Origin of the sequence: Halomonas sp. PGE1 (assembly GCF_013000985.1) — a bacterium.
GTDB classification, from domain to species: Bacteria; Pseudomonadota; Gammaproteobacteria; order Pseudomonadales; family Halomonadaceae; genus Halomonas; species Halomonas alkalicola.
On the sequence record NZ_CP053032.1, the window covers coordinates 3,451,018 to 3,472,210 of the forward strand.

The 21,193-nt window shown below is 68.4% G+C and carries 18 protein-coding genes and 1 pseudogene; 4 read left to right on the top strand and 15 right to left on the bottom strand.

Annotated features, from left to right (window positions below):
* Positions 1-65: 65 nt before the first annotated feature.
* From HIR79_RS16200 to uraH, 13 genes and pseudogenes are all read right to left on the bottom strand, one after another.
* A complete protein-coding gene (locus tag HIR79_RS16200; protein WP_169959119.1) occupies positions 66-797 on the bottom strand; it encodes a GntR family transcriptional regulator in 732 nt (243 codons plus the stop codon).
* Positions 798-884: 87 nt separating this feature from the next.
* Positions 885-2,162 (bottom strand): amino acid deaminase, encoded by a 1,278-nt coding sequence (locus HIR79_RS16205; protein WP_169959120.1) that lies wholly within the window; start codon positions 2,160-2,162, stop codon positions 885-887.
* Positions 2,152-3,636, bottom strand: a complete 1,485-nt coding sequence (pyk, locus tag HIR79_RS16210) for a pyruvate kinase (RefSeq protein WP_169959121.1) — start codon at positions 3,634-3,636, stop codon at positions 2,152-2,154. Before pyk ends, HIR79_RS16205 begins: the two co-directional genes overlap by 11 nt.
* Positions 3,633-4,952, bottom strand: a complete 1,320-nt coding sequence (locus tag HIR79_RS16215; RefSeq protein WP_169959122.1) for a glycerate kinase type-2 family protein — start codon at positions 4,950-4,952, stop codon at positions 3,633-3,635. The genes pyk and HIR79_RS16215 overlap by 4 nt, the downstream gene beginning before the upstream one ends.
* A gap of 226 nt (positions 4,953-5,178) precedes the next feature.
* A pseudogene (locus HIR79_RS16220) lies at positions 5,179-6,099 on the bottom strand (2-hydroxy-3-oxopropionate reductase); the annotation flags it as partial.
* A gap of 71 nt (positions 6,100-6,170) precedes the next feature.
* Positions 6,171-6,950 carry a hydroxypyruvate isomerase gene (gene hyi / locus HIR79_RS16225; protein ID WP_169959124.1) on the bottom strand — a complete coding sequence of 260 codons (780 nt, stop codon included), beginning with the start codon at positions 6,948-6,950 and terminating at the stop codon, positions 6,171-6,173.
* 156 nt (positions 6,951-7,106) lie between these two features.
* Positions 7,107-8,882 carry a glyoxylate carboligase gene (gene gcl / locus HIR79_RS16230; RefSeq protein WP_169959125.1) on the bottom strand — a complete coding sequence of 592 codons (1,776 nt, stop codon included), beginning with the start codon at positions 8,880-8,882 and terminating at the stop codon, positions 7,107-7,109.
* Between the two features lie 179 nt (positions 8,883-9,061).
* Complete coding sequence (locus HIR79_RS16235) at positions 9,062-9,547, bottom strand: ureidoglycolate lyase (protein ID WP_169959126.1); 486 nt, start codon at positions 9,545-9,547, stop codon at positions 9,062-9,064.
* A 277-nt stretch (positions 9,548-9,824) separates the two neighbouring features.
* The gene (locus HIR79_RS16240) at positions 9,825-10,658 is read right to left on the bottom strand and encodes a bifunctional allantoicase/(S)-ureidoglycine aminohydrolase (protein ID WP_169959127.1); all 834 of its coding nucleotides are present in this window, start codon (positions 10,656-10,658) and stop codon (positions 9,825-9,827) included.
* Positions 10,659-10,974: 316 nt separating this feature from the next.
* Positions 10,975-11,904, bottom strand: a complete 930-nt coding sequence (puuE, locus tag HIR79_RS16245; RefSeq protein ID WP_169959128.1) for an allantoinase PuuE — start codon at positions 11,902-11,904, stop codon at positions 10,975-10,977.
* A gap of 82 nt (positions 11,905-11,986) precedes the next feature.
* Positions 11,987-12,721 carry a GntR family transcriptional regulator gene (locus HIR79_RS16250; protein ID WP_169959129.1) on the bottom strand — a complete coding sequence of 245 codons (735 nt, stop codon included), beginning with the start codon at positions 12,719-12,721 and terminating at the stop codon, positions 11,987-11,989.
* A 154-nt stretch (positions 12,722-12,875) separates the two neighbouring features.
* Complete coding sequence (locus tag HIR79_RS16255) at positions 12,876-14,075, bottom strand: urate hydroxylase PuuD (protein WP_169959130.1); 1,200 nt, start codon at positions 14,073-14,075, stop codon at positions 12,876-12,878.
* A gap of 93 nt (positions 14,076-14,168) precedes the next feature.
* Positions 14,169-14,522, bottom strand: coding sequence for a hydroxyisourate hydrolase (uraH, locus tag HIR79_RS16260; RefSeq protein ID WP_110069589.1), 354 nt, complete (start codon positions 14,520-14,522; stop codon positions 14,169-14,171).
* 146 nt (positions 14,523-14,668) lie between these two features.
* Between uraH and uraD the strand changes: the two genes are divergently transcribed.
* The 3 genes from uraD to HIR79_RS16275 all read left to right on the top strand — a co-directional run bounded on the left by uraD (position 14,669) and on the right by HIR79_RS16275 (position 17,665).
* On the top strand, positions 14,669-15,199 hold the full coding sequence (gene uraD / locus HIR79_RS16265) for a 2-oxo-4-hydroxy-4-carboxy-5-ureidoimidazoline decarboxylase (protein ID WP_169959131.1): 531 nt from the start codon (positions 14,669-14,671) through the stop codon (positions 15,197-15,199).
* Between the two features lie 313 nt (positions 15,200-15,512).
* Positions 15,513-16,901: a uracil-xanthine permease family protein gene (locus HIR79_RS16270; protein ID WP_169959132.1), complete on the top strand. Its 1,389-nt coding sequence runs from the start codon at positions 15,513-15,515 to the stop codon at positions 16,899-16,901.
* 140 nt (positions 16,902-17,041) lie between these two features.
* Complete coding sequence (locus HIR79_RS16275) at positions 17,042-17,665, top strand: phosphoribosyltransferase (RefSeq protein WP_169959133.1); 624 nt, start codon at positions 17,042-17,044, stop codon at positions 17,663-17,665.
* Between the two features lie 108 nt (positions 17,666-17,773).
* Here HIR79_RS16275 and HIR79_RS16280 read toward each other — a convergent pair whose 3' ends face one another.
* Together HIR79_RS16280 and HIR79_RS16285 are read right to left on the bottom strand one after the other, a co-directional pair.
* Positions 17,774-18,130 carry a phasin family protein gene (locus HIR79_RS16280; protein ID WP_169959134.1) on the bottom strand — a complete coding sequence of 119 codons (357 nt, stop codon included), beginning with the start codon at positions 18,128-18,130 and terminating at the stop codon, positions 17,774-17,776.
* Between the two features lie 131 nt (positions 18,131-18,261).
* A complete protein-coding gene (locus HIR79_RS16285) occupies positions 18,262-18,969 on the bottom strand; it encodes a glutathione S-transferase N-terminal domain-containing protein (protein WP_169959135.1) in 708 nt (235 codons plus the stop codon).
* A gap of 358 nt (positions 18,970-19,327) precedes the next feature.
* On the opposite strand from HIR79_RS16285, the gene HIR79_RS16290 reads away from it, so the two are divergent.
* On the top strand, positions 19,328-21,028 hold the full coding sequence (locus HIR79_RS16290; RefSeq protein WP_169959136.1) for an L-lactate permease: 1,701 nt from the start codon (positions 19,328-19,330) through the stop codon (positions 21,026-21,028).
* Positions 21,029-21,193: the final 165 nt, after the last annotated feature.

The following is a 21,193-nucleotide window of genomic DNA, read 5'->3' on the forward strand; positions in this document are numbered from 1 at the left end:
CATTGTCGTTCAGGCCAAGAGGAAACCACAAGTTGATAGGCCGACGCAGACGACCGCGATCTGGGTCAGGGTTCGGCGGCGGCTACGCCGAAGATCGCCTTGAGGTCGGTGACGCTCTCCCGGCTGCCGAGATCGAGCAGTCCCTCGAGGCTCTCCAGGTGGCGCACCACGGCATGGCGGGCGCCCTCGGCATCGCCTGAGCTCAGGGCCTCGAGGAGCCGCGGGTGGTCACCCTGCAGAAAGCAGGAGGCCAGCGTAGGGCGCTTGTAGAGGGCGATGACAATGGAGGTGCGCAACACCAGATCGGTGAGCATGGCGCCGAGCACCCGGTTGGGAGAGAGCTCGGCCAGGCGGTGGTGAATGGCCAGGGAGTGGGCGATACGCGCCGGCTCATCGCTGCGCTCATGGGCAGCGGCCTCCGCACGAGCCTCCGCCTGCAGGGCCGTCAGGGCGTCCCGGGAGAGCCTGCCAGCCAGCTGGGCGGCCACCTCCCCCTCCACCAGACGGCGGGCGTCGAAGGTCTCGCGGGTCTCCTCCACGCTGGGCGCGCGCACCCGGGAGACCTGGTTCGGCCGCTGGTCGACCACGTGGTCGGCGGCCAGCCGGGTCAGGGCCCGGCGCACCACCGAACGACTCACCCCGAAGATCTCGCCCAGGGCCACCTCGGGCAGTCGCGTGCCGGGGGGCAGCCGCTGGGTCAGCACCGCCTGGCGCACCTGGTCGACGATATGCCGGTCGCTGATCCGCTCGCCCGCCTTCACGGCGGCCTCGACGTCTTCCCTCCAGGAGTGGCTCATGGCGTGTCTCGACGGTGATGATCCTGAGGGCACCTTCGCACTTTTTGCGCCGACTGGCCACACTTTGCCACATCCGTGTATACAGGATCAGAAGCAGGTGGCCATCACTTCCTGCACCTCGAGCCGGTCATCGACCCGCAGCACGGCCCGCCACCGGTCGAAGGTGAGGCAGGGGTGGGAGACCCCGAAGGCGACGATATCGCCCACGCGAACGTCACCAATGCGAACGTCGCCCACGCCCATGTCGCCGGCCGACTCGGGCAGGCGCACGAAGGCGTGCTGGTCCATCAGCTTGACCACCTCCCAGCCTGCCACCGGGAGCACCGCCGCCGGGTCGCCCCCCTCGCGGTAGCGGCGCAGCGCCAGCGGCATGCGGTCGCCGCCCACGTCGCGCCGCCCCATGGCGACGATGGCCAGGCCCGGCTCCGGCAGCGACTGCACCTGGGCGAACACCTCCAGCGCCGGGCGCAGCCCCTCCGCCTCGCCCTCGCGGGCCAGCAGGTGGCGCTGGGCCTCGGCGTAGAGGCCATGGTCGTGCACCACATAGCAGCCCGGGCGCAGCACCGGCGCAAAGGCCTGGGACGGCGCCAGGGTGTGGAAGGCCTCGGCGATCAGGTCGTACCAGGCCGAACCGGCGGCGGTCACCAGCGGCACCTCGCGCTCGAACAGGCCCTTCCCGGCCAGGGTGTGGGCCGCCGTGACCAGCTCACGAGCGTAGGCGCGCACCGCCGTCTCCGGGTCGTCGGCCGCCACCACCCCCTCGTAGCCCTCGAGGCCCGCCAGCCTCAGCGCCGGCGCCTGGTTCACCCGCCGGGCCAGGGCCAGCACCGCCTCGGCGCTGCGACAGCCGCAGCGCCCGCCCGGGATGCCGAGCTCGATCAGCACCGGCAGGCGCAGGCCTCGGGCCGAGAAGTAGCGGTCCAGCGCCGCCACGTTGGCCTCGCCGTCCACCACCACGAAGAGCTCGGCGCCGGCCTCGATCAGCCCGGCGACGATCGCCATGTTGGCCTCGCCTACCAGCTGGTTGGCCAGCAGCAGGCGCCTGATGCCGTGGGCGAAGGCGGCCCGGCACTGGGGCGCGGTGGCCAGGGTCATTCCCCAGGCGCCGGCCTCGAGCTGGCGCCGGAAGAGCGCCGGGGCCATGGTGGTCTTGCCGTGGGGCGCCAGGTGCGCCCCGCGCGCCTCGGCGAAGCGCTGCATCCAGATCAGGTTGTGGGCCAGCGGCGCCTCATGGACCACCGCCGCCGGCAGGCTGATACCGGCAAGCAGCCCGCGGCCGGTCTCCGGGCAGCCCTTCTCCTCCACCTCGGCGCTCGGCTCGTGCGTCACCTCGGTCGGCCGCTCGGCACCGGGCTCAGCCGACATGCCGCTCGTTGACGTCGAGGATCTTCAAGGTATTGGTGCCGCCGTGGGCGTTCATGTGATCGCCGCGGGTCAGGATCACGTGGTCGCCGGGGGCGGCGATGCCCTTCTCCACCAGCAGTGCCAGCGCCCGGTCGTTGAGCTCGGTGGGGGCCATGTCGCGGGTATCGAAGGGCAGCGAGACCACCCCACGGTAGAGCGCCATGCGCCGCTGCGCCACCGGGCTGTGGGCGAGCCCGACGATGGGCAGGCCGGAGCGGATGCGCGAGGCGATCAGCGGCGTGTAGCCGGTGGAGGTCATGCAGGCGATGGCCGCCACGCCCGAAAGGTGGTTGGCGGCGTACATGGCGGAGAGCGCGATGGTCTCGTCGATGCGCGAGAAACCCTCGTGGATGCGGTGGCCGGAGGCCTGGGCGACCCTCTCCCGCTCGGCGCCCAGGCAGACCCGGTCCATGGCCTCGATGGTCTCCACCGGGAAGCGCCCGGCGGCGGTCTCGGCGGAGAGCATCACCGCGTCGGTGCCGTCGAGCACGGCGTTGGCCACGTCGAACACCTCGGCCCGGGTGGGCAGCGGCGCTTCGATCATCGACTCCATCATCTGGGTGGCGGTGATCACCGCCCGGTTGAGCTGGCGGGCGCGCTTGATGATGCGCTTCTGCATGCCGATCAGCTGGGCGTCGCCGATCTCCACGCCGAGATCGCCGCGGGCCACCATCACCGCTTCAGAGGCCTCGATGATGCCGTCCAGGGTCGCCTCACAGGCCACGGCCTCGGCGCGCTCCAGCTTGGCCACCAGGCCGATCTCGCGCCCGGCCTCGCCGAGCAGCGCCCGGGCCTCGGCCATATCGGCGGCGCTGCGCGGAAACGACACCGCCAGGTAGTCGACACCGATCGCCACGGCGGTGGCGAGGTCGGCGCGGTCCTTGTCGGTGAGCGCCGGAGCCGAGAGGCCGCCGCCCTGCTTGTTGATGCCCTTGTTGTTGGAGAGCCTGCCGCCTACCACCACGGTGGTGTGGACCTCGCGCCCCTCGACGGCGGTGACGTCGAGCACCACCCGGCCGTCGTCGAGCAGCAGGCGGTCGCCCGGGGCGACATCGTCGATCAGCTGCTGGTAGTCGCAGCCGACCCGCTCCGGCGTGCCGGCGTTGCCGTCGAGGGCCATGTCGAGCACGAAGGGGGCACCCTCGGCGAGCTCGACGGCGCCCTCGGCGAAGCGGGCGATGCGGATCTTGGGCCCCTGGAGGTCGCCGAGGGCGGCGACGCTCCGGCCCAGGCGGTCGGCGATCTCGCGCACCCGGGTCAGGCGCTGGCGGTGGTCGTCGGGGGAGCCGTGGGAGAAGTTGAGGCGCACCACGTCGACGCCGGCCGCGATCATGGCCTCCAGCACGCCCTCGCGGTCGCTGGCCGGGCCCAGGGTGGCGACGATCTTGGTGCGGCGGATGGGGTCATGGATGGGGGCGTGGGGGGGAAGCGTCATGGTGTCCTCGGCAAGACCAGAATGGCACGGAAATCGTTGACATTGGTGCGCGTCGGCCCGGTCACGATCAGCCGGTCGAGCGCCTGGAAGAAAGTATACGCGTCATTGCGTGACAGGTAATCGCGCGCCTCGAGACGCAGCGCCTCGGCCCGGTGCCAGTCGTCGGGCCCGAACAGCGCACCGGCATTGTCCTCGGAGCCATCGATGCCGTCGGTGTCGACGGCCAGGGCGTGAATGCCCTCGGCCCCGCGCAGGGCCTCGAAGAGCCCCAGCAGGTACTCGACGTTGCGCCCGCCGCGGCCGTGGCCCGTGACGGTGACGCTGGTCTCGCCGCCGGAGAGCAGCAGCAGGGGCCTGTCCCGCGGCACGTCGCGCAGGGAGAGCGCCAGGCGCGCCTGGGCGCGGCCGAGTTCGCGGGCCTCGCCCTCCAGGTCATCGCCGAGCAGGCGCACCTCGACCCCGGCCGCCTCGGCGGCGGCGCGGGCGGCCTCGAGGGCGTCCGCCGCACGCGCCAGCACCCGGGTCTCGTCCCGGGCGAAGCCAGGGTCGTCGGCGGAGGGGGCGTCGCAGGTCTGCGCCAGACGGTCACGGACGCTTGCCGGCACCCGGATCGCATGGCGCTCGAGAATCGCCAGGGCCTCGGCCGGCGTGGAGCCGTCCGGCAGGGTCGGGCCGGAGGCGACCAGGGAGGGCTCGTCACCCGGCACGTCGGAGATCAGCCAGGTGATCACCCGGGCCGGATGGGCGGCCGCCGCGAGCCGGCCGCCCTTGATGGCGGAGAGGTGGCGGCGCACGGTATTGATCTCGCGGATCGGCGCCCCGCAGCGCAACAGCGCCCGGTTGATCGCCTGCTTCTCGCCCAGGCTGACACCAGGGGCCGGCTGGCTCATCAGCGCGGAGCCGCCGCCGGAGATCAGCGCAATGACGAGGTCCTCCTCGCCGAGCTCGCCCACCGCCTCGAGCATGCGCCGGGCGGCCCGCTCGCCCAGGTCATCGGGCATGGGGTGCGAGGCCTCGAGCACCTCGATGCGCTCGCAGGCCGTGCCATGGCCGTAGCGGGTCACCACCAGCCCCGACAGCAGGGCCTCGGGATGGTGGGCCTGCCAGGCGCGCTCCAGGGCGGCGGCCATGGCGGCGGCGGCCTTGCCGGCGCCCACTACCAGGGTGCGCCCGGCGGGGGGCTCGGGCAGCTGCCCCGCGAGCAGGGCATCCGGATGCACCGCCGCGACGGCGGTGTCGGCCAGCTCGCGCAGCCAGGCGAGGGAATCGACCTCGCAGGGCAGCAGCGGTGTCTCCGGGGATGAGATCGCGGTCATGGGTGCTCCTCGCGGCGGGCCGGCGTCGACGGGGGCACCGCCGGCGGAAGAATACGATAGGGAATTCGGGGGTCGAAAAAAGCCCGGCGACAGGCGGGGCTGCCTCCCGCCGCCGGGCAAGGTCGCCTTGCGGCGACCGGAAGGCAGACGACGACCCGACGCCTGCCCTCAGGGAGCAGTCACCTCCCTGTCGCCGCCGCCCCGAGAACCGGGGCGGCGAACCGACTCATGCCGGGTTGGCCGGCGACTGGCCGACCTCATGGCCGGCCAGCGCTTCCAGGGCGCGCAGGATGCCGGCGTGGTCCCAGTCACCGCCGCCCAGGGCGGCGCAGGCCTGGAACAGCTGCTGGGCGTTGGCGGTACCGGGCAGCGCCAGGTCGAGGCTGCGCGCCCCCTCGAGGGCCAGGTTGAGGTCCTTCTGGTGCAGCCGGATGCGGAAGCCCGGGTCGAAGGTGCGCTCGATCATGCGCGCGCCGTGGACGTCGAGGATCTTCGACTGGGCGAGGCCGCCGAGCAGCGACTCGCGCACCTTGGCCACGTCGGCACCGGCCTTGGAGGCGAACAGCAGCCCCTCGGCCACCGCCTCGATGGTCAGGGCCACCACGATCTGGTTGGCCACCTTGCAGGTCTGGCCGGCGCCATGGCCGCCGATATGGGTGATGGTCTTGCCCATCACCTCCAGGATCGGGCGGGCGCGCTCGAAGCCCTCGTCGGTGGCGCCCACCATGATGGTCAGGGCCGCATTGATGGCCCCGCCCTCGCCGCCGGAGACCGGGGCGTCGACGTACTCGCCGCCCGCCTCATGGATGCGCCTGGCGAAGCCCTGGGTCGCGATGGGGGCGATGGAACTCATGTCGATCACCAGGGTGCCGGGCTTGAGCCCCTCGATGACGCCCCCCTCGCCGAACAGCACCTCCTCCACGTCCGGGGTATCCGGGACCATGGTGATGATCACCTCGGCCTCGGCGGCCACCGCCGCGGGGCTATCGAGCTCGCGCAGGCCCTTCTCGGCCAGGGTGGCGTCCAGCGTGCCGCGCCTGACGGTAACGACCTCGTGGCCGGCGTCCAGCAGGTGGCCCGCCATGGGGCGGCCCATGATGCCGAGGCCAATAAATCCAATCTTGCTCATCGTCACTCTCCTCTTGTCGTTGTCATCCTGGCTAGAAGGCTACTTACCGCGCGAGGCTGTTCCGGCGCCTCTCGCTATGAACAGCGCTCTCAGCTCCGCACCGCGTCCAGCCAGCCCAGCCCTTCCTCGGTGCGGCCGGCCGGCTTGTACTCGGCGCCGATCCAGCCGTCGTAGCCCAGCCGGTCCAGATGGGCGAACAGGAAGGGGTAGTGGATCTCGCCGGTGCCGGGCTCGTGGCGGCCGGGGGTGTCGGCGATCTGCACGTGGGCGAGGCGCGCGAGGTGCTTCTCCATGGTCGGCGCCAGGTCCCCCTCCATGATCTGCATGTGGTAGATGTCGTACTGCAGCTTGAGGTTGTCGCTGCCCACCTCGTCGAAGATGGCGAGCGCCTGCTCGGTGCGATTGAGGAAGAAGCCGGGGATGTCCCGGGTGTTGATCGGCTCGGCGATCAGCAGGATGCCGGCAGCCGCGAGCTTCTCGGCGGCGAAGCGCAGGTTCTCCACCAGGGTGGCGCGCGCCTGGTCGTCGCTCCCCCCCTCGGGCTTGATGCCGGCCAGGCAGTTGACCTGGGTATTGCCCAGCACTCGGGCATAGGCGATGGCGCGCTCGACGCCCTCGCGGAACTCCTCGACGCGATCCGGGTGGCAGGCGATGCCACGCTCCCCGGCGGCCCAGTCGCCGGCAGGCAGGTTGAAGAGCACCTGGGTCAGGCCGTTGGCGTCCAGGCGCCGCTTGAGCTCCTCGGCCGGGTAGTCATAGGGAAAGAGGTACTCCACTCCCTTGAAGCCGGCCCGGGCGGCGGCCTCGAAGCGGTCGAGAAACTCCACCTCGGTGAACAGCATGCTGAGGTTGGCGGCAAACTTGGGCATGGGAAACTCCTTGGGTCGCTATAGTTGTCCGGGCTTGTCTGGCGACAGGCCTGTTCGGAGGCGCTGTGAACCCCTCCCTGGGCGCTACCGACGCCATCCCTGGCATAGGACCTCCTCTCTGGCCTGCCCCCAGCGCCCTTCGATGAGGTGAAAGATTCAAACGAGGGCGGCGATGGAGGTAGGCGCATCCTCGTGGTTCTCGGCCAGGGCCTCGAACTCGTTCACGCCGTCCAGGTCGGTGCCCATGGCGATATTGGTCACCCGCTCGAGGATCACCTCCACCACCACCGGCACGCGGTGCTCGGCGATCAGGCGGCGGGCCTCCTCCAGCGCCGGGGCGATCTCCTCGGGCCGGGTGACGCGCAGCGCCTTGCAGCCCAGCCCCTCCACCACCGAGACGTGATCCACTCCGTAGCCGTTGATCTCCGGGCAGTTGATATTCTCGAAGGAGAGCTGCACGCAGTAGTCCATGTCGAAGCCGCGCTGGGCCTGGCGAATCAGCCCCAGGTAGGAGTTGTTCACCAGCACGTGGATCCAGGGCAGGTTGAACTGGGCACCGGCGGCCAGCTCCTCGACCATGAACTGGAAATCATAGTCGCCGGAGAGGGCTACCACCTCGGCCTCCGGGTCAGCGCGCCGTACCCCCAGGGCCGCCGGGATGGTCCAGCCCAGCGGGCCCGCCTGGCCGCAGTTGATCCAGTGGCGCGGCTGATAGACGTGCAGGAACTGGGCACCGGCGATCTGTGACAGCCCGATGGTGCTGACATAGCGGGTGTTGCGGCCGAAGACGCGGTTCATCTCCTCGTAGACCCGCTGGGGCTTGACCGGCACGTTGTCGAAGTGGGTCTTGCGCAGCAGGGTGCGCTTGCGCTCCTGGCACTCCTCCGCCCAGCGGCCACGGCGCTTGAGCCGGCCGGCCGCGTCGAGCTCGCGGGCCACCTCGATGAAGAGTTCGAGCGCCGCCCGGGCGTCGGAGACGATGCCGTAGTCCGGCCCGAAGATGCGCCCGATCTGGGTCGGCTCGATGTCCACGTGCACGAAGGTGCGGCCCCGGGTGTAGGTCTCGACGTTGCCGGTGTGGCGATTGGCCCAGCGGTTGCCGATGCCCATCACGAAGTCCGCGGCGAGCAGGGTGGCATTGCCGTAGCGGTGGGAGGTCTGCAGCCCCACCATGCCGGCCATCAGCGGATGGTCGTCGGGGATGGCACCCCAGCCCATCAGGGTCGGGATCACCGGCACCCCGGTGAGCTCGGCGAACTCGAGCAGCAGGTCGCTGGCGTCGGCGTTGAAGATGCCGCCGCCGGCCACGATCAGCGGGCGCTCGGCCGCCTGCAGCATGGCGATGGCCTTCTCGGCCTGGGCACGGGTGGCACGGGGCTTGAAGGCGGGAAGCGGCTCGTAGGTGTCGGGGTCGAACTCGATCTCGCTCATCTGCACGTCGATGGGCAGGTCGATCAGCACCGGGCCCGGGCGGCTGGAGCGCATCAGGTGGAAGGCCTGCTGGAAGACCCGCGGCACCTGGGCGGGCTCCAGCACGGTGACCGCCCACTTGGTGACGGGGCCGGCGATCGCCTGGATATCCACCGCCTGGAAGTCCTCCTTGTGCATCCGGGCGCGGGGCGCCTGGCCGGTGATGCAGAGGATCGGGATGGAATCGGCGCTGGCCGAATAGAGCCCGGTGATCATGTCGGTGCCGGCGGGACCGGAGGTGCCGACGCACACCCCGATATTGCCGGCCTTCGTCCGGGTATAGCCCTCGGCCATGTGGGAGGCGCCCTCGACGTGGCGGGCGAGGATATGGTCGATGCCCCCCACCTGGCGCAGGGCGGCGTAGAAGGGGTTGATGGCGGCGCCGGGCACCCCGAAGGCGACCTCGATGCCTTCCTTCCTGAGAACGTGAACGGCGGCTTCTGCAGCGGTCATGCGAGCCATGACGGGATCCTCCAGTGAGGGATTTTGTTTTTGGAAAATCATTTTTTATACCGAGATTAGGCCCGCCCACCGACCCCGTCAAGAATAAATGGAAAATATTTTCAAAATATTGATATGCATGAAAATACCCAAGTGGCGTCAACCACTTGGGCATGAAAACCAGGCCAGATGCGTGGCGATCAGAGGGTAATGCGCAGCGCCAGCGGATGCTCGTCGCAGTTGTTCCCCTCGCCGCCGCGATCGACGACGAGAAACTCCCCTTCCCGCTCCAGCACCGACTGGATGGCGTGCCAGGTGCCGGCGCGGTAGTTGACCCCCTGACGGCCGTCGGTGACGAAGGCGCGCACCTCGGCGGGATCGATGGTCTCGCCCGGCGGCGCCACGACCACCACAAACCTTTCTTCATGGAGCGGCATGAAGGCCTGGCTGCCCAGCGGGTGGCGCTCCAGGAAGTCGAGTTCCAGGGGAATCGATACCGGCTGGCTGACGAAGATGCTGATCAGCGTCCGCGCGCCCTCTCCCAAGGTATCGACCGTCGCCAGGTCGTGGTGGCGCCGGGTGCGCCCGGCGTTGATGGGAAACCACTCCGACGCCCGGGCGTCGATCACCTCGCCGAAGGGGGCGAAGGCCTCGGCGGTCAGCGGTTCTGCTTTGAGTTCCAGCATTTTCTTGTATCTCCGACGTTGGATGCGAGAGGCGCCGGGGACAGGCCTGGAGGGGGTCCTATGCCAGGGGTGAGAAGCACTGCTTCGAACGGGCTGGCCATGGAGGGCCAGCACCGGTCCTGCAAGCGGAGCAGGACGCGAGAGCGAAGCAGGGCATCTGCGCCCAGGGAGGGGTTCACAGCGCCCCCGATCTGGTCCGGCACCCCGGGGCCTGTCGCCGGATCAGCCTCGAGCCCCGCCAACGCAGCTCGCGAGTCTCGGGCAGACGCCTGAATGCTCAGCGGCCACCCAGGCGCAGCTTGGGATGGCGGTTAACGTCCTTGTAGAGCAGGTAGCGGAAGGGCCCTGGGCCGCCGGCGTAGCAGGCCTGAGGGCAGAAGGCACGCAGCCACATGAAGTCGCCCGCCTCCACCTCGACCCAGTCCTGGTTGAGGTGGTAGACCGCCTTGCCCTCCAGCACGTAGAGGCCGTGCTCCATGACGTGGGTCTCGTCGAAGGGGATCACCGCGCCGGGCTGGAAGGTGACGATATTGACGTGCATGTCGTGGCGCACGTCGTTCGGATCGACGAAGCGGGTGGTGGCCCAGCGCCCCTCGGTGCCCGGCATGGGGTTGGGCTCGAGGTCGTTCTCGTTGGTGACGAAGGCCTCCGGCACCTCGATGCCCTCGACCCGCTCATAGGCCTTGCGCACCCAGTGGAAGCGCACCGGCGCCTCGGCTTCGTTCCTGACCTGCCAGTCACTGCCCGGCGGGATGAAGGCGTAGCCGCCGGGGCCCATGGCGTGGCGCTCGCCGGCGAGTGTCAGGGTCATCTCGCCCTCCACCACGAAGAGCACCCCTTCGGCCTCGGGGTCGATCTCGGGGCGCTCGCTGCCGCCGCCGGGGGCGACCTCCATGATGTACTGGGAGAAGGTCTCGGCGAAGCCGGAGAGCGGGCGCGCCAGCACCCACAGCCGGGTGCCCTCCCAGAACGGCAGGTTGCTGGTGACGATATCGCCGAAGACGCCCTTGGGGATCACCGCATAGGCCTCGGTGAACACCGCTCGGTCGGAGAGCAGCTGAGTCTGGGGCGGATGACCGCCGGTGGGTGCGTAGTAGGTACGTGGTTTCATGGGGTGTCCTGAATAAGTCTACGGCCGAAAACCGTGCCCATGGCCGAGATCGCTCGAGGCTGTTCCGGCGACAGGTCTGCGAGGGGGCGCTGTGAACCCCTCCCTGGGCGCTACCGATGCCCTGCGGCGCTCTAGCATCCTGCTCCGCTTGCAGGGCCGGTGCTGACCATCCATGGTCAGCCCGTTCGGAGCAATGCTCCTCACCCCTGGCATAGGACCCCCTCTACGACCTGTCCCCGGCGCCTCTCGCTTCGGGCAGCGGCAGTTGAAAAGACGTTCGCCGGATCAGCCTCAAGCAGTTCAGCGCAGAATGGGCTCAGCGCGCCGGTGCCGGATGATGCTCGGCCCAGTGGCGGGCAATATCCACCCGACGCGCCACCCAGACCCGGTCATGGCTCTCGATATGGTCCAGGAAGCGCTGCAGGGCGCGGAAGCGGCCCGGCCGCCCCAGCAGGCGGCAGTGCATGCCGATGGAGAGCATCTTGGGCGACTCCTCCCCCTCTGCATAGAGCACGTCGAAGGCGTCACGCAGGTAGGTGAAGAAGTGGTCGGCGGTGTTGAAGCCCTGGGGCGCGGCGAAGCGCATGTCGTTGCTGTCCAGGGTGTAGGGCACGATCAGGTGGTCGTGCTCGACCCCCTGGCTGTCGCGCTCGCGGGTCCAGAACGGCAGGTCGTCACCATAGTAGTCGCTGTCATAGAGGAAGCCGCCCTCGTCCAGCACCAGCCGGCGGGTGTTGGGGCTGTCGCGACCGGTGTACCAGCCCTGGGGTTTCTCGCCATAGAGGCGCTGGAAGATCGCCATGGCCTGCTTCAGGTGCTCGCGCTCCTGAGCCTCCGGCATCTCCTGGTAGTGGATCCAGCGATAGCCGTGGCAGGCGACCTCGTGGCCCAGCTCCTTGAAGGCGTGGGCCACCTCCGGGTGGCGCTCCAGCGCCATGGCCACCCCGAAGACGGTGAGCGGCAGGCCGCGGCGCTCGAACTCGCGCAGGATCCGCCATACCCCCGCCCGGGAGCCGTACTCGTAGATCGATTCCATGCTCAGGTGGCGGTCCGGATAGGCCGCCGCCCCGATGATCTCGGAGAGAAACTGCTCGGAGCCGGCGTCGCCGTGCAGCACGCAGTTCTCGCCCCCCTCCTCGTAGTTGAGCACGAACTGCACGGCGATCCTCGCCCGGCCGGGCCAGTTGGCATGGGGCGGGTTGCGGCCGTAGCCGATCAGGTCGCGAGGGTAGTCGGCGATCGTCATTTGCACTCAATTCCTGTATTTATTGTATACATAATGAATTTAGCGCTGTCGCCTTCGTCATGCAAGCCCGAACCCGCAAGGTTCAGGATGCGAAGATGGCCTGCAGGTCGGGAGCCTCCTCCTCCTCCTCCACCATGGAGAGCGTGGCCTCCACGGCTTTCAGGTGCTGCGACATCAGCGCGGCCGCCGTTTCGCCTTCACCGGCCTCCAGGCATGCGATCAGGGCATCATGATCATGGGTCTCGCAACCCAGGTGGGCGGGGTGCCCATAGACGGCCAGGATCAGCGAAGAGCGAAAGCAGAGCCGCTCCACGAAGTCGGCCAGGGTAGCGTTCCCCGAGACCCTGGCCAGGCGGGTATGGAACTCCGCGGAGAGGCGGATGCCCGCACTATGCTCCCCCTCCTTCACCGCCCGCTGCTCGCGCTCGCTGAGCAGACGCAGCTCGCCCGCCTCCTCGGTGGTGAGGCGCCGGGCCACCTCGGGCATCAGGCCGCACTCCACCATCTGGCGGGCATCGAAGACATCCTTGGCCTCGTCGGCGGTGGGGCGCGTGACGCTGGCCCCGCGGCGGGGGGTCAGGGTGACCAGCTGCTCCAGCGCCAGGCGCTGCAGGATCTTGCGGATACCGGTGCGGCTGACGCCGAACACCTCGGAGAGCGCGTCCTCGCGCAGGCGGGCACCGGGCTTGAGGCGATGCTCGATGATCGCATCGCTGATCGACCGGTAGATGGCCTCGTGGCGCTCGGCACCGTCACCGTCCTTGCCGCGGCGCGGGGAAGACGGCCGGTGTTCGGGCTCGGGCTGGCGCTGATTCATGCTGGCATACCTCCCCTGCCTTCACTGATGGCGTTCATTGTATACGCCGGATGACCCCTTATACGACTGCCCGATACGCCTTGACCCGCCGGAGGGCGGGTCAAGGCGTGGCGCATGGTGAAGAACGCGCGGAGGGGCAAGGCGGCCGGCGCCGTCACTGTGACCAGGCGGCGATGGCCTCGCGCTCCTCGTCGGTCATGCCGGTCATGTTGCCCAGCGGCATGTAGCCACTGGCCACCACCTGCTGGATCTGGGCACGCTGGGCGGCGGTCTGCTGCGGGGAGTCGTAGGCGACCCCGGCCGGCGGCGCGTTGAAGCCGGGCTGGGTGGGCTGGCTGGCGTGACAGGCCACGCAGCGGGTCTCCATGATGGCGTGGACCTCCTCGAGGCTCACCGCGGCACGATCCGGGTCGGCGGCGGGTGACGGCGAGGGGGCGGCGATCCAGAATGCCAGGGCGATCAGCGCCACCCCGGCCGCCGGATAGGCCGGTTTGATGCTGCCGGCATGCATCAGCACGAAGAACTGACGAATCAGGGCCCCGGCGAAGATGAACAGCGACATGATCACCCAGGCCTGCTCGTGGGAGTAGGCGAAGGAGTAGTGGTTGCTGATCATCAGCAGCACCACCGGCAGGGTGAAGTAGGTGTTGTGCACCGAGCGCTGCTTGCCGCGCTTGCCGTCCAGGGGATTGGGGGCCTCGCCCGCCTTCATGGCGGCGACCATGCGGCGCTGGCCGGGGATGATCCAGAAGAAGACATTGGCGGACATCGCCGTGGCCATCACCGCGCCGGTGATCAGGAAGGCGGCGCGGCCGGCGAAGAGCTGGGTGCTGAGCCAGGCCACCACGACCATCATCACGGCCACCGCGATGCTCAGCAGGCCATCCCGGGTCATGTCGGGGCTGATGCGCTTGCACAGCTCGTTGTAGACCACCCATCCGCCGACCAGGAAGAGCAGCGCCAGCACGTTGGCCTGCCAGCCGGTCATGTTGGCGGCCCACTCCCAGCTGGCATTGGGGTTGACCAGATAGAAGCTCGGGTTGGCCATGTAGAGCAGCACGAAGAGCGCGAAGCCCGACAGCCAGGTGGTGTAGGACTTCCAGAACGACCAGTGCAGGTCATCGGGCAGCTTGGCCGGCGCCGTGGCGTACTTCTGGTTGTGGTAGAAGCCGCCGCCGTGCACCGCCCACATCTCGCCGAAGACACCCTTGTCGCGGTCCTCGGCGGCCTTGGGTTTCTTGAGGCTGTTGTCCAGCATCACGAAGTAGATCGATTCGCCGATCCAGGCGATGGCCGCGATGACGTGCAGCCAGCGCAGCATGAAGTTGGCAAAGTCCAGCAGATAGGCTTGCATCAGGGGAGCCTCGACTCATGGCATTGTTGTTGGTGACCGAAGGTCAGCCTTGGTCTTGAAAACTGGCGAGTGCCGCCAACGCTCGGGATGAGGCTAGCTGCCGCGGTAGGTGGAATAGCCATACGGCGACAGCAGCAGCGGCACGTGATAGTGCGCCTCGACATCGGCCACCCCGAAGCGCAGCGGGATCACGTCCAGGAAACGTGGCTCCTCGGCCTCGACGCCCTCCCGGCGCAGGTAGTCGCCGGCGTGGAAGACCAGCTCGTACTCGCCGCGGGCCAGCTCGTCGCCCTCGAGGATCGGCGCATCACAGCGCCCGTCGTCGTTGGTGACGACCTCCTTCAGGCGGGTACGGCTGCCGGCGTCCAGGCGATAGACCTCGATGCGAATGCCCTCGCCGGGCAGGCCCCGGGCGGTATCCAGTACATGGGTGGTCAGGCGTCCCATTGTCTCGACTCCCTTAGGTGTAGGTTGATTGGCGGGTTGGATGGACGGCGGAGGATTATCCTGACAACATTTTTAGACCTTAACGGAGTACATTTCAAAACATTTTTTGTATACATTTATCCGACACCCCCAACCGGAGCCTCTTCATGACCCACAACAATACGCTGACCCCGCGCCCCAGCGAGCTGGACAGGACCGCCTTCGTCGCCGGCTACGGCGAGATCTACGAGCACTCCCCCTGGGTCGCCGAGCTGGCCTGGGAGCGGGGCCTCTCCGAGGCCCATGACCGCCCCGAGGCCCTGGCCGCCCTGATGGGCGAGATGCTGGAGCGCGCCTCCCCCGAGCGCCAGCTGGAGGTGATCCGCGCCCACCCGGACCTGGCCGGCAAGGCGGCACTGGCCGGCACCCTCACCGACGACTCCACTCGCGAGCAGGCCGGCGCCGGCCTCGACCAGTGCTCGCCGGAGGAGCTGGCCCGTTTCGAGCGGCTCAACGAGGCCTACAAGGCGAAGTTCGGCTTTCCCTTCGTGATGGCGGTGAAGGGCAGCGACCGCTTCGCCATCCTCGACGCCTTCGAGGTGCGCCTGGAGAACACCCCGGCCGAGGAGCGCCGCACCGCGGTGGAGCAGATCAATCGCATCGCCCTGTTCCGCCTGCAGGCCCGCGCGGAGGGCTAGGGCTCTCCTTCACCCCACGCTTCGCTCGGCGCCCCTCATGCCAGCCCCGCGGCTTCCTCCGCGGGGCTTTTGTCGTTCTGGCTGGCCCCCTGCACTCGATCACGATATGACCAAACGGTCAATAGATAACGGATAACCCACTGATCAACAAGGGATCCGTAAAATGAGTTCCGGGAAATCATCCAGATGTCTTTCAAACAGAGTCATATTGTGTACATTTAAAGGCATGGATTGGCCTCAATCACGATAACAACCGGCCAGCCTCACGACCCGCACGCCAGCACCGACAACAACCCAAGCTGCGAGCCCGACCATGACCAGACCCCGTTCCGCGCCCCATCCCGAGACGAACCCCACTCGCACCATCAACCGCGACCCGGACGCGATGCCGCCGCTCTCCAAGGCGATTCCCCTGGGGCTGCAGCACATCATGGCGATGTTCGCCGGCAACGTGACCCCGCCGATCATCATCGCCGGCGTGATCGGCGCCGCCACCGGCGAGACGATCTTCCTGATCCAGGTGGCCCTCTTCGTGGCCGGGGTCTCGACCCTGATCCAGACCATTGGCGTGGGCCCCATCGGCGCCCGCCTGCCCATCGTCCAGGGCACCAGCTTCGGCTTCCTGCCGGTGGCGCTACCCCTGGCCAACGCCTTCGGGCTGGCCGCCGTGCTCGGAGCCTCCTTGATCGCCGGCCTGCTGCAGGTGGTGCTGGGGGCCTTCCTCAGGAAGATCCGCCACTGGTTCTCGCCGGTGGTCACGGGCATCGTGGTGCTGCTGATCGGCATCACGCTGATGCCGGTAGGCCTCAACTACGCCGCCGGCGGCGTGGGATCCGACGACTTCGCCTCGCCCACCAACCTGCTGCTGGCGCTCTTCGTGCTGGTGGTGTGCATCGCCGTTCACCAGCTGGGCCGCGGTTTCGTCAAGGCCTCCTCGATCCTCTTCGGGCTGCTGGCCGGCTACCTGGTGGCCATCGCACTGGGCATGGTGGACTTCACCAACCTGCGCGAGGCGGCCTGGTTCGCCGTGCCGAGACCGCTGCAGTACGGGATGGAGTTCCACCTCACCGCCATCGTCGGCATGGTGCTGATCATGTTCGTGGTGGGGCTGGAGACCATCGGCAACATCTCGGCCATCACCACCGGCGGCGCGGGCCGCCCGGCCAAGGATCGCGAGCTCTCGGGCGGCGTGATGGCCGACGGCGTGGCCACTTCCTTCGCCGCGCTCTTCAACACCCTGCCCAACACCGCCTACGCCCAGAACGTGGGCCTGATCACCCTGACCGGCGTGGTTAGCCGCCACGTAGTGACCATCGGTGGCATCCTGCTGATCTGCATGGGGCTGTTTCCCAAGCTGGGCGGCCTGGTGGCGGCCATGCCCCACGCGGTGCTGGGCGGTGCCGGCGTGGTGATGTTCGGCATGATCGCCTCGGCGGGCCTCAAGATCATCCAGGAGTGCGAGCTCGACCAGCGCGCCATGCTGATCATCGCGGTTTCCCTGAGCCTCGGCATCGGCCTGCCCGCCGTGGAGGCGATCTCCGAGACCATGCCCGGTCAGGTGGGACTGCTGCTGAAGTCGGGCCTGGTCCCGGCGGCGCTGGCCGCCCTGCTGCTCGACGCCATCCTGCCCGGCAAGCCGAAGCGCCAGCGCGGCGGCGAGGACGCCGAGGCCGAGACCGGCAAGGCCGAGTCCAACGCCTGACGCCCGACTTCGCCTCTCCTGTCCACCACCCCTTTCGCCACCCAGGCGCCGCCGGTGACCCCGGCGGCGCGCGCGTCTTCGCCTGGTCGCCCGGGCCACCTCGGCTAGACTTCTCTCGAACGCATTGCGGAGGGATAGCCATGTACCGCGACCGGCTGGAGGCGGCCAGGCGCCTGGCCGAGGCCCTGGGCCACCTGAAGGGGGAGCACCCCCTGGTGCTGGCCATTCCCCGCGGCGGCGTGCCCATGGGCCGGGTGATCGCCGACGCCCTGGAGGGCGAGCTGGACGTGGTGCTGGTGCGCAAGATCGGCGCGCCCGGCAACCCCGAGTACGCCATCGGGGCGGTCAGCGAGGACGGCAGCGTGCACCTGGAGGAGCAGGCCGGGCAGTGCCGCCAGGAGTGGCTGACCAGGGCGATCGAGGAGCAGCGCCAGCTGATCGACGAACGCCGCCGCCGCTATACGCCGGTGCGCTCGCCCATCGACCCGGTCGGGCGGACGGTGGTGGTGGTGGACGACGGCAGCGCCACCGGGGCCACCATGGCCGCGGCACTCGCCACCCTGCGCCAGCGCGCACCGGCCCGGCTCATCGCCGCCCTCGGCGTGGCCCCCCCGGATACCCTGGCACGGCTCGAGGCCCTGGCCGACGAGGTGGTCTGCCCCGAGGCCCCGAACCGCTTCGGTGCGGTGGGACAGTTCTTCGCCGACTTCGACCAGGTGGAGGATAGCGAGGTAATCCGCCTGCTGGGTCAGGCGCCCCCCTGAGCCGGCCGCCTCGGCGGCCACCAGCGTCACGGGCCACCAACGACACGGGCCGCCCCGAGGTGGGGCGGCCCGTTCGATGTCGCAGCCGGCGTGGCGCCGGCGCCTGCCTTACTTGGCGGCGGCGGTCGCGGACTTCAGGCTTTCCTCGACCAGCTTCTGGCTCTTCTGCAGGAAGTCCTGGCCGAGGGCATTGACCTTCTCGGCATCGGCCTTCATCCGCTCGCCCAGGTCCTGGGCCGCCTTCTGCTGGCCCTCCATGGCCTTCTTGAAGCCCTCGACGTCGCGGGCGTCGACCCAGGCGCGCGCCTGAGCCAGGCCGAGGTCGGTGTAGGTCCGGGCCGCTTCCATCTGGGCGGCCATCAGCTTCTCGTAGTACTCGAGCGTCAGGGAGCCATAGGCGCGGGCCGGCGCGACGAACAGGCCCTCGAACTGCTCGGTGGCCTTCTGGGTGGTTGCCTTGGTCATGGAACACCTCCGTCTACCTTGGGAAGACAGGGCATTTCGCCCTGCGCTGCATTGCAACATAGCAGGCGATTTTGTGCGATGCAACATGGCGAAGGACCATTCTGCTCATGCCTCCAGCCGCTTCCTTACGGTCAGCGGTAGGCCCCCTCGATATCGGTGATGCGCATGGCGCGGCGACCCAGGCCGCCGTGCTGGTCGAGCATGCGCTCGAGCCAGGCGTAGACCGGGTCGGCATTGGAGACCAGGTCGGCGCTCGACACGCAGCGCGCCCACATGAAGCTGCCGAACACCAGGTAGTCACCGGCCGCGGGCGCCTCGCCGTCGATGTAGTCCGCCTCCTTCAGGCGACCGCGCAGCGGCTCGAGCGCCGCATCCAGCTGCGAGAGCCCCTTCGCCGGGGAGTGGAACTCCTCCAGGGTGCGACCGAGGCGCTTCTCGCGGGTCTCGCGGAAGTAGTCGCGATCGTCGGGGTGAATGGCGTTGAGCAGATCCATGATGATGGTGCGCAACATGGCCGGCTGCAGGGAGCGCTCCGCGTAGTGCTTGAGGAAACTCGCTCGCCCCTCGGCCAGGGCGTCACCGAACAGCGGGGACTCGGGGTAGGCGCGATCCAGGTAGCGCAGGATGGCGTAGCTGTCGGTGATCGTCTCGTCACCGTCGACCAGCACCGGCACCTTGTCGTGATCGGCAAAGGCCAGCGCCGCCCTGTCATTGAAGCGCCAGGGGCGGGTCTCGGCCTCCAGCCCCTTGTGGGCAAGCGCATAGCGCACCCGCCAGCAGTAGGGCGAGAAGCGCAGCCCCTCATCGATGCCGCAGAGATCAAAGAGCACCCGTGTCATGACGTTCCCCCGTTGCGATTGGCGTGTCCCGGCAGTGTGCCAGCCTTTTCCCGCCCCCGCCACGCGGCATGCCGTGGTCCATCCGGCCCTGCCCTCCCTGTCCTTTAGTCTATAGTCAGGAGGCGCCGTTTCGCGGCAGATCTCGAGCGTTCCCGAACAACCCATTGTTGAAAAAGGCATTTCCTTATTTCAGGTATTGCGAAAACAAGAAATCGATTGGTAATACCAATTCTCCACCGCTGGCGAGTCAACGCTCCCAAGGCGTATCTTTCGCGCATCCGCCGCGCCCCCGGCAGGCGGAGTCGCGCCACCTCATTGCAGACAACATCATCACAACAGTCGAGGGGAAACCTGCCTCATGAATGACACCCTACTTGCGCTGCTGGCCTTTACGCCTCTGGTGCTGGCCGGTGTACTGCTGATCGGCTTGCGGATGCCGGCCAAGACCGCCATGCCGGCCGTCTACGTGGTCACCGCCCTCATCGCCCTGCTCGCCTGGGACATGAGCTTCAACCGGGTACTGGCTTCGACCCTTCAGGGTCTGATCCTCACCGTGTCGATCCTGTGGATCATCTTCGGGGCCATCCTGCTGCTCAACACCCTGAAGCACTCCGGCGGCATCACCGCGATCCGCAACGGCTTCTCCGGCATCAGCCCCGACCGCCGCGTCCAGGCCATCATCGTCGCCTGGCTGTTCGGCTGCTTCATCGAGGGCGCCTCCGGCTTCGGCACCCCGGCCGCCGTGGCCGCCCCGCTGATGGTGGCCCTCGGCTTCCCGGCGCTGGCCGCCGTGGTAGTGGGCATGATGATCCAGTCCACCCCGGTCTCCTTCGGCGCCGTGGGCACCCCGATCGTGGTGGGTGTCACCGGCGGCATCAACCGCGATGCCATCACCGAGTCACTGGAAGCCGGCGGCTACACCTGGCTGGAGTACTTCCGCCTGATCTCCGCCGAGGTGGCCCTGATCCACGGTATCGTCGGCATCCTGATGCCGCTGATCATGGTGGTCATCATGGTCAAGTTCTTCGGTGCCAACAAATCCTGGAAGGAGGGCCTCTCCATTGCCCCCTTCGCGATCTTCGCGGGCGTGGCCTTCGTGGTCCCCTATATGCTGGCCGGCGTGCTGCTCGGGCCGGAATTCCCGTCGATGATCGGCGCCATGGTCGGCCTGGCCATCGTCGTGCCGGCGGCCCGTCGCGGCTTCCTGATTCCCAAGGATGTCTGGGACTTCCCCGAGCGCAAGTCCTGGCCGGACGAGTGGATCGGCAAGCTGGAAATCAAGCTGGATGACATCGCCGGCAAGGCGCCGATCTCCACCCTGATGGGCTGGGTACCCTACGTGCTGCTGGCCGTGATCCTGGTCGCCTCTCGCACCATCGACCCGCTGCGCGACGCCCTCAATGCCTGGACCTTCGGCTGGAGCAATATCCTCGGCGAGGCCGGCGTTTCCGGCAGCATTGCGCCCCTCTACCTGCCGGGCGGCATCCTGCTGATGGTGGTGCTGATCACCGCCTTGCTCCACAAGATGCGCATCAGTGAGCTCGGGGCCGCCTTCAGCGAATCCTCGAAGACCATTCTCGGCGCCGGCTTCGTGCTGATCTTCACCATCCCCATGGTGCGGATCCTGATCAACTCCGGCGTCAACGCCTCGGACCTGGTCTCCATGCCGGTAGCCATGGCGCAGTTCGTGGCCGACGGTGTGGGCGGGGTCTATCCCTTCTTCGCCCCGGCCGTGGGTGCCCTGGGCGCCTTCATTGCCGGCTCCAACACCGTGGCCAACCTGATGCTGGCGGACTTCCAGTTCAACGTGGCACAGCAACTGGGTGTCTCCACCGCCATGATGGTCTCCCTGCAGGCCGTGGGCGCCGCGGCGGGTAACATGATCGCCATCCACAACGTGGTCGCGGCGTCTGCCACCGTGGGCCTGCTGGGCCGCGAGGGCATCACCATCCGCAAGACCATCCTGCCGACGATCTACTACCTGATCTTCACCGGCATCATCGCGCTGATCGCCTTCTACGTGATCGGTGTGACCGACCCCTTGATGCGGGCCGGATGATGGCACGAGCATGACGCTCACCGGGCCTCGCCGACTCTCGGCGGGGCCCGGTCATTTTCCGCCGAACGCCCTCCAGAACAGAGCCGATACCGCTTCATATGGAATAATTTTCCATGGATAAATGGAAAATATTTTCATACAATTGACATCTACACTGAAGAGATA

Excerpts from the sequence above, each read along its gene's own strand:
- HIR79_RS16200 (WP_169959119.1), bottom strand. The coding sequence starts at position 797 with ATGAGCCACTCCTGGAGGGAAGACGTCGAGGCCGCCGTGAAGGCGGGC.
- HIR79_RS16205 (WP_169959120.1), bottom strand. The coding sequence starts at position 2,162 with ATGTCGGCTGAGCCCGGTGCCGAGCGGCCGACCGAGGTGACGCACGAG.
- pyk (WP_169959121.1), bottom strand. The coding sequence starts at position 3,636 with ATGACGCTTCCCCCCCACGCCCCCATCCATGACCCCATCCGCCGCACC.
- HIR79_RS16215 (WP_169959122.1), bottom strand. The coding sequence starts at position 4,952 with ATGACCGCGATCTCATCCCCGGAGACACCGCTGCTGCCCTGCGAGGTC.
- hyi (WP_169959124.1), bottom strand. The coding sequence starts at position 6,950 with ATGCCCAAGTTTGCCGCCAACCTCAGCATGCTGTTCACCGAGGTGGAG.
- gcl (WP_169959125.1), bottom strand. The coding sequence starts at position 8,882 with ATGGCTCGCATGACCGCTGCAGAAGCCGCCGTTCACGTTCTCAGGAAG.
- HIR79_RS16235 (WP_169959126.1), bottom strand. The coding sequence starts at position 9,547 with ATGCTGGAACTCAAAGCAGAACCGCTGACCGCCGAGGCCTTCGCCCCC.
- HIR79_RS16240 (WP_169959127.1), bottom strand. The coding sequence starts at position 10,658 with ATGAAACCACGTACCTACTACGCACCCACCGGCGGTCATCCGCCCCAG.
- puuE (WP_169959128.1), bottom strand. The coding sequence starts at position 11,904 with ATGACGATCGCCGACTACCCTCGCGACCTGATCGGCTACGGCCGCAAC.
- HIR79_RS16250 (WP_169959129.1), bottom strand. The coding sequence starts at position 12,721 with ATGAATCAGCGCCAGCCCGAGCCCGAACACCGGCCGTCTTCCCCGCGC.
- HIR79_RS16255 (WP_169959130.1), bottom strand. The coding sequence starts at position 14,075 with ATGCAAGCCTATCTGCTGGACTTTGCCAACTTCATGCTGCGCTGGCTG.
- uraH (WP_110069589.1), bottom strand. The coding sequence starts at position 14,522 with ATGGGACGCCTGACCACCCATGTACTGGATACCGCCCGGGGCCTGCCC.
- uraD (WP_169959131.1), top strand. The coding sequence starts at position 14,669 with ATGACCCACAACAATACGCTGACCCCGCGCCCCAGCGAGCTGGACAGG.
- HIR79_RS16270 (WP_169959132.1), top strand. The coding sequence starts at position 15,513 with ATGACCAGACCCCGTTCCGCGCCCCATCCCGAGACGAACCCCACTCGC.
- HIR79_RS16275 (WP_169959133.1), top strand. The coding sequence starts at position 17,042 with ATGTACCGCGACCGGCTGGAGGCGGCCAGGCGCCTGGCCGAGGCCCTG.
- HIR79_RS16280 (WP_169959134.1), bottom strand. The coding sequence starts at position 18,130 with ATGACCAAGGCAACCACCCAGAAGGCCACCGAGCAGTTCGAGGGCCTG.
- HIR79_RS16285 (WP_169959135.1), bottom strand. The coding sequence starts at position 18,969 with ATGACACGGGTGCTCTTTGATCTCTGCGGCATCGATGAGGGGCTGCGC.
- HIR79_RS16290 (WP_169959136.1), top strand. The coding sequence starts at position 19,328 with ATGAATGACACCCTACTTGCGCTGCTGGCCTTTACGCCTCTGGTGCTG.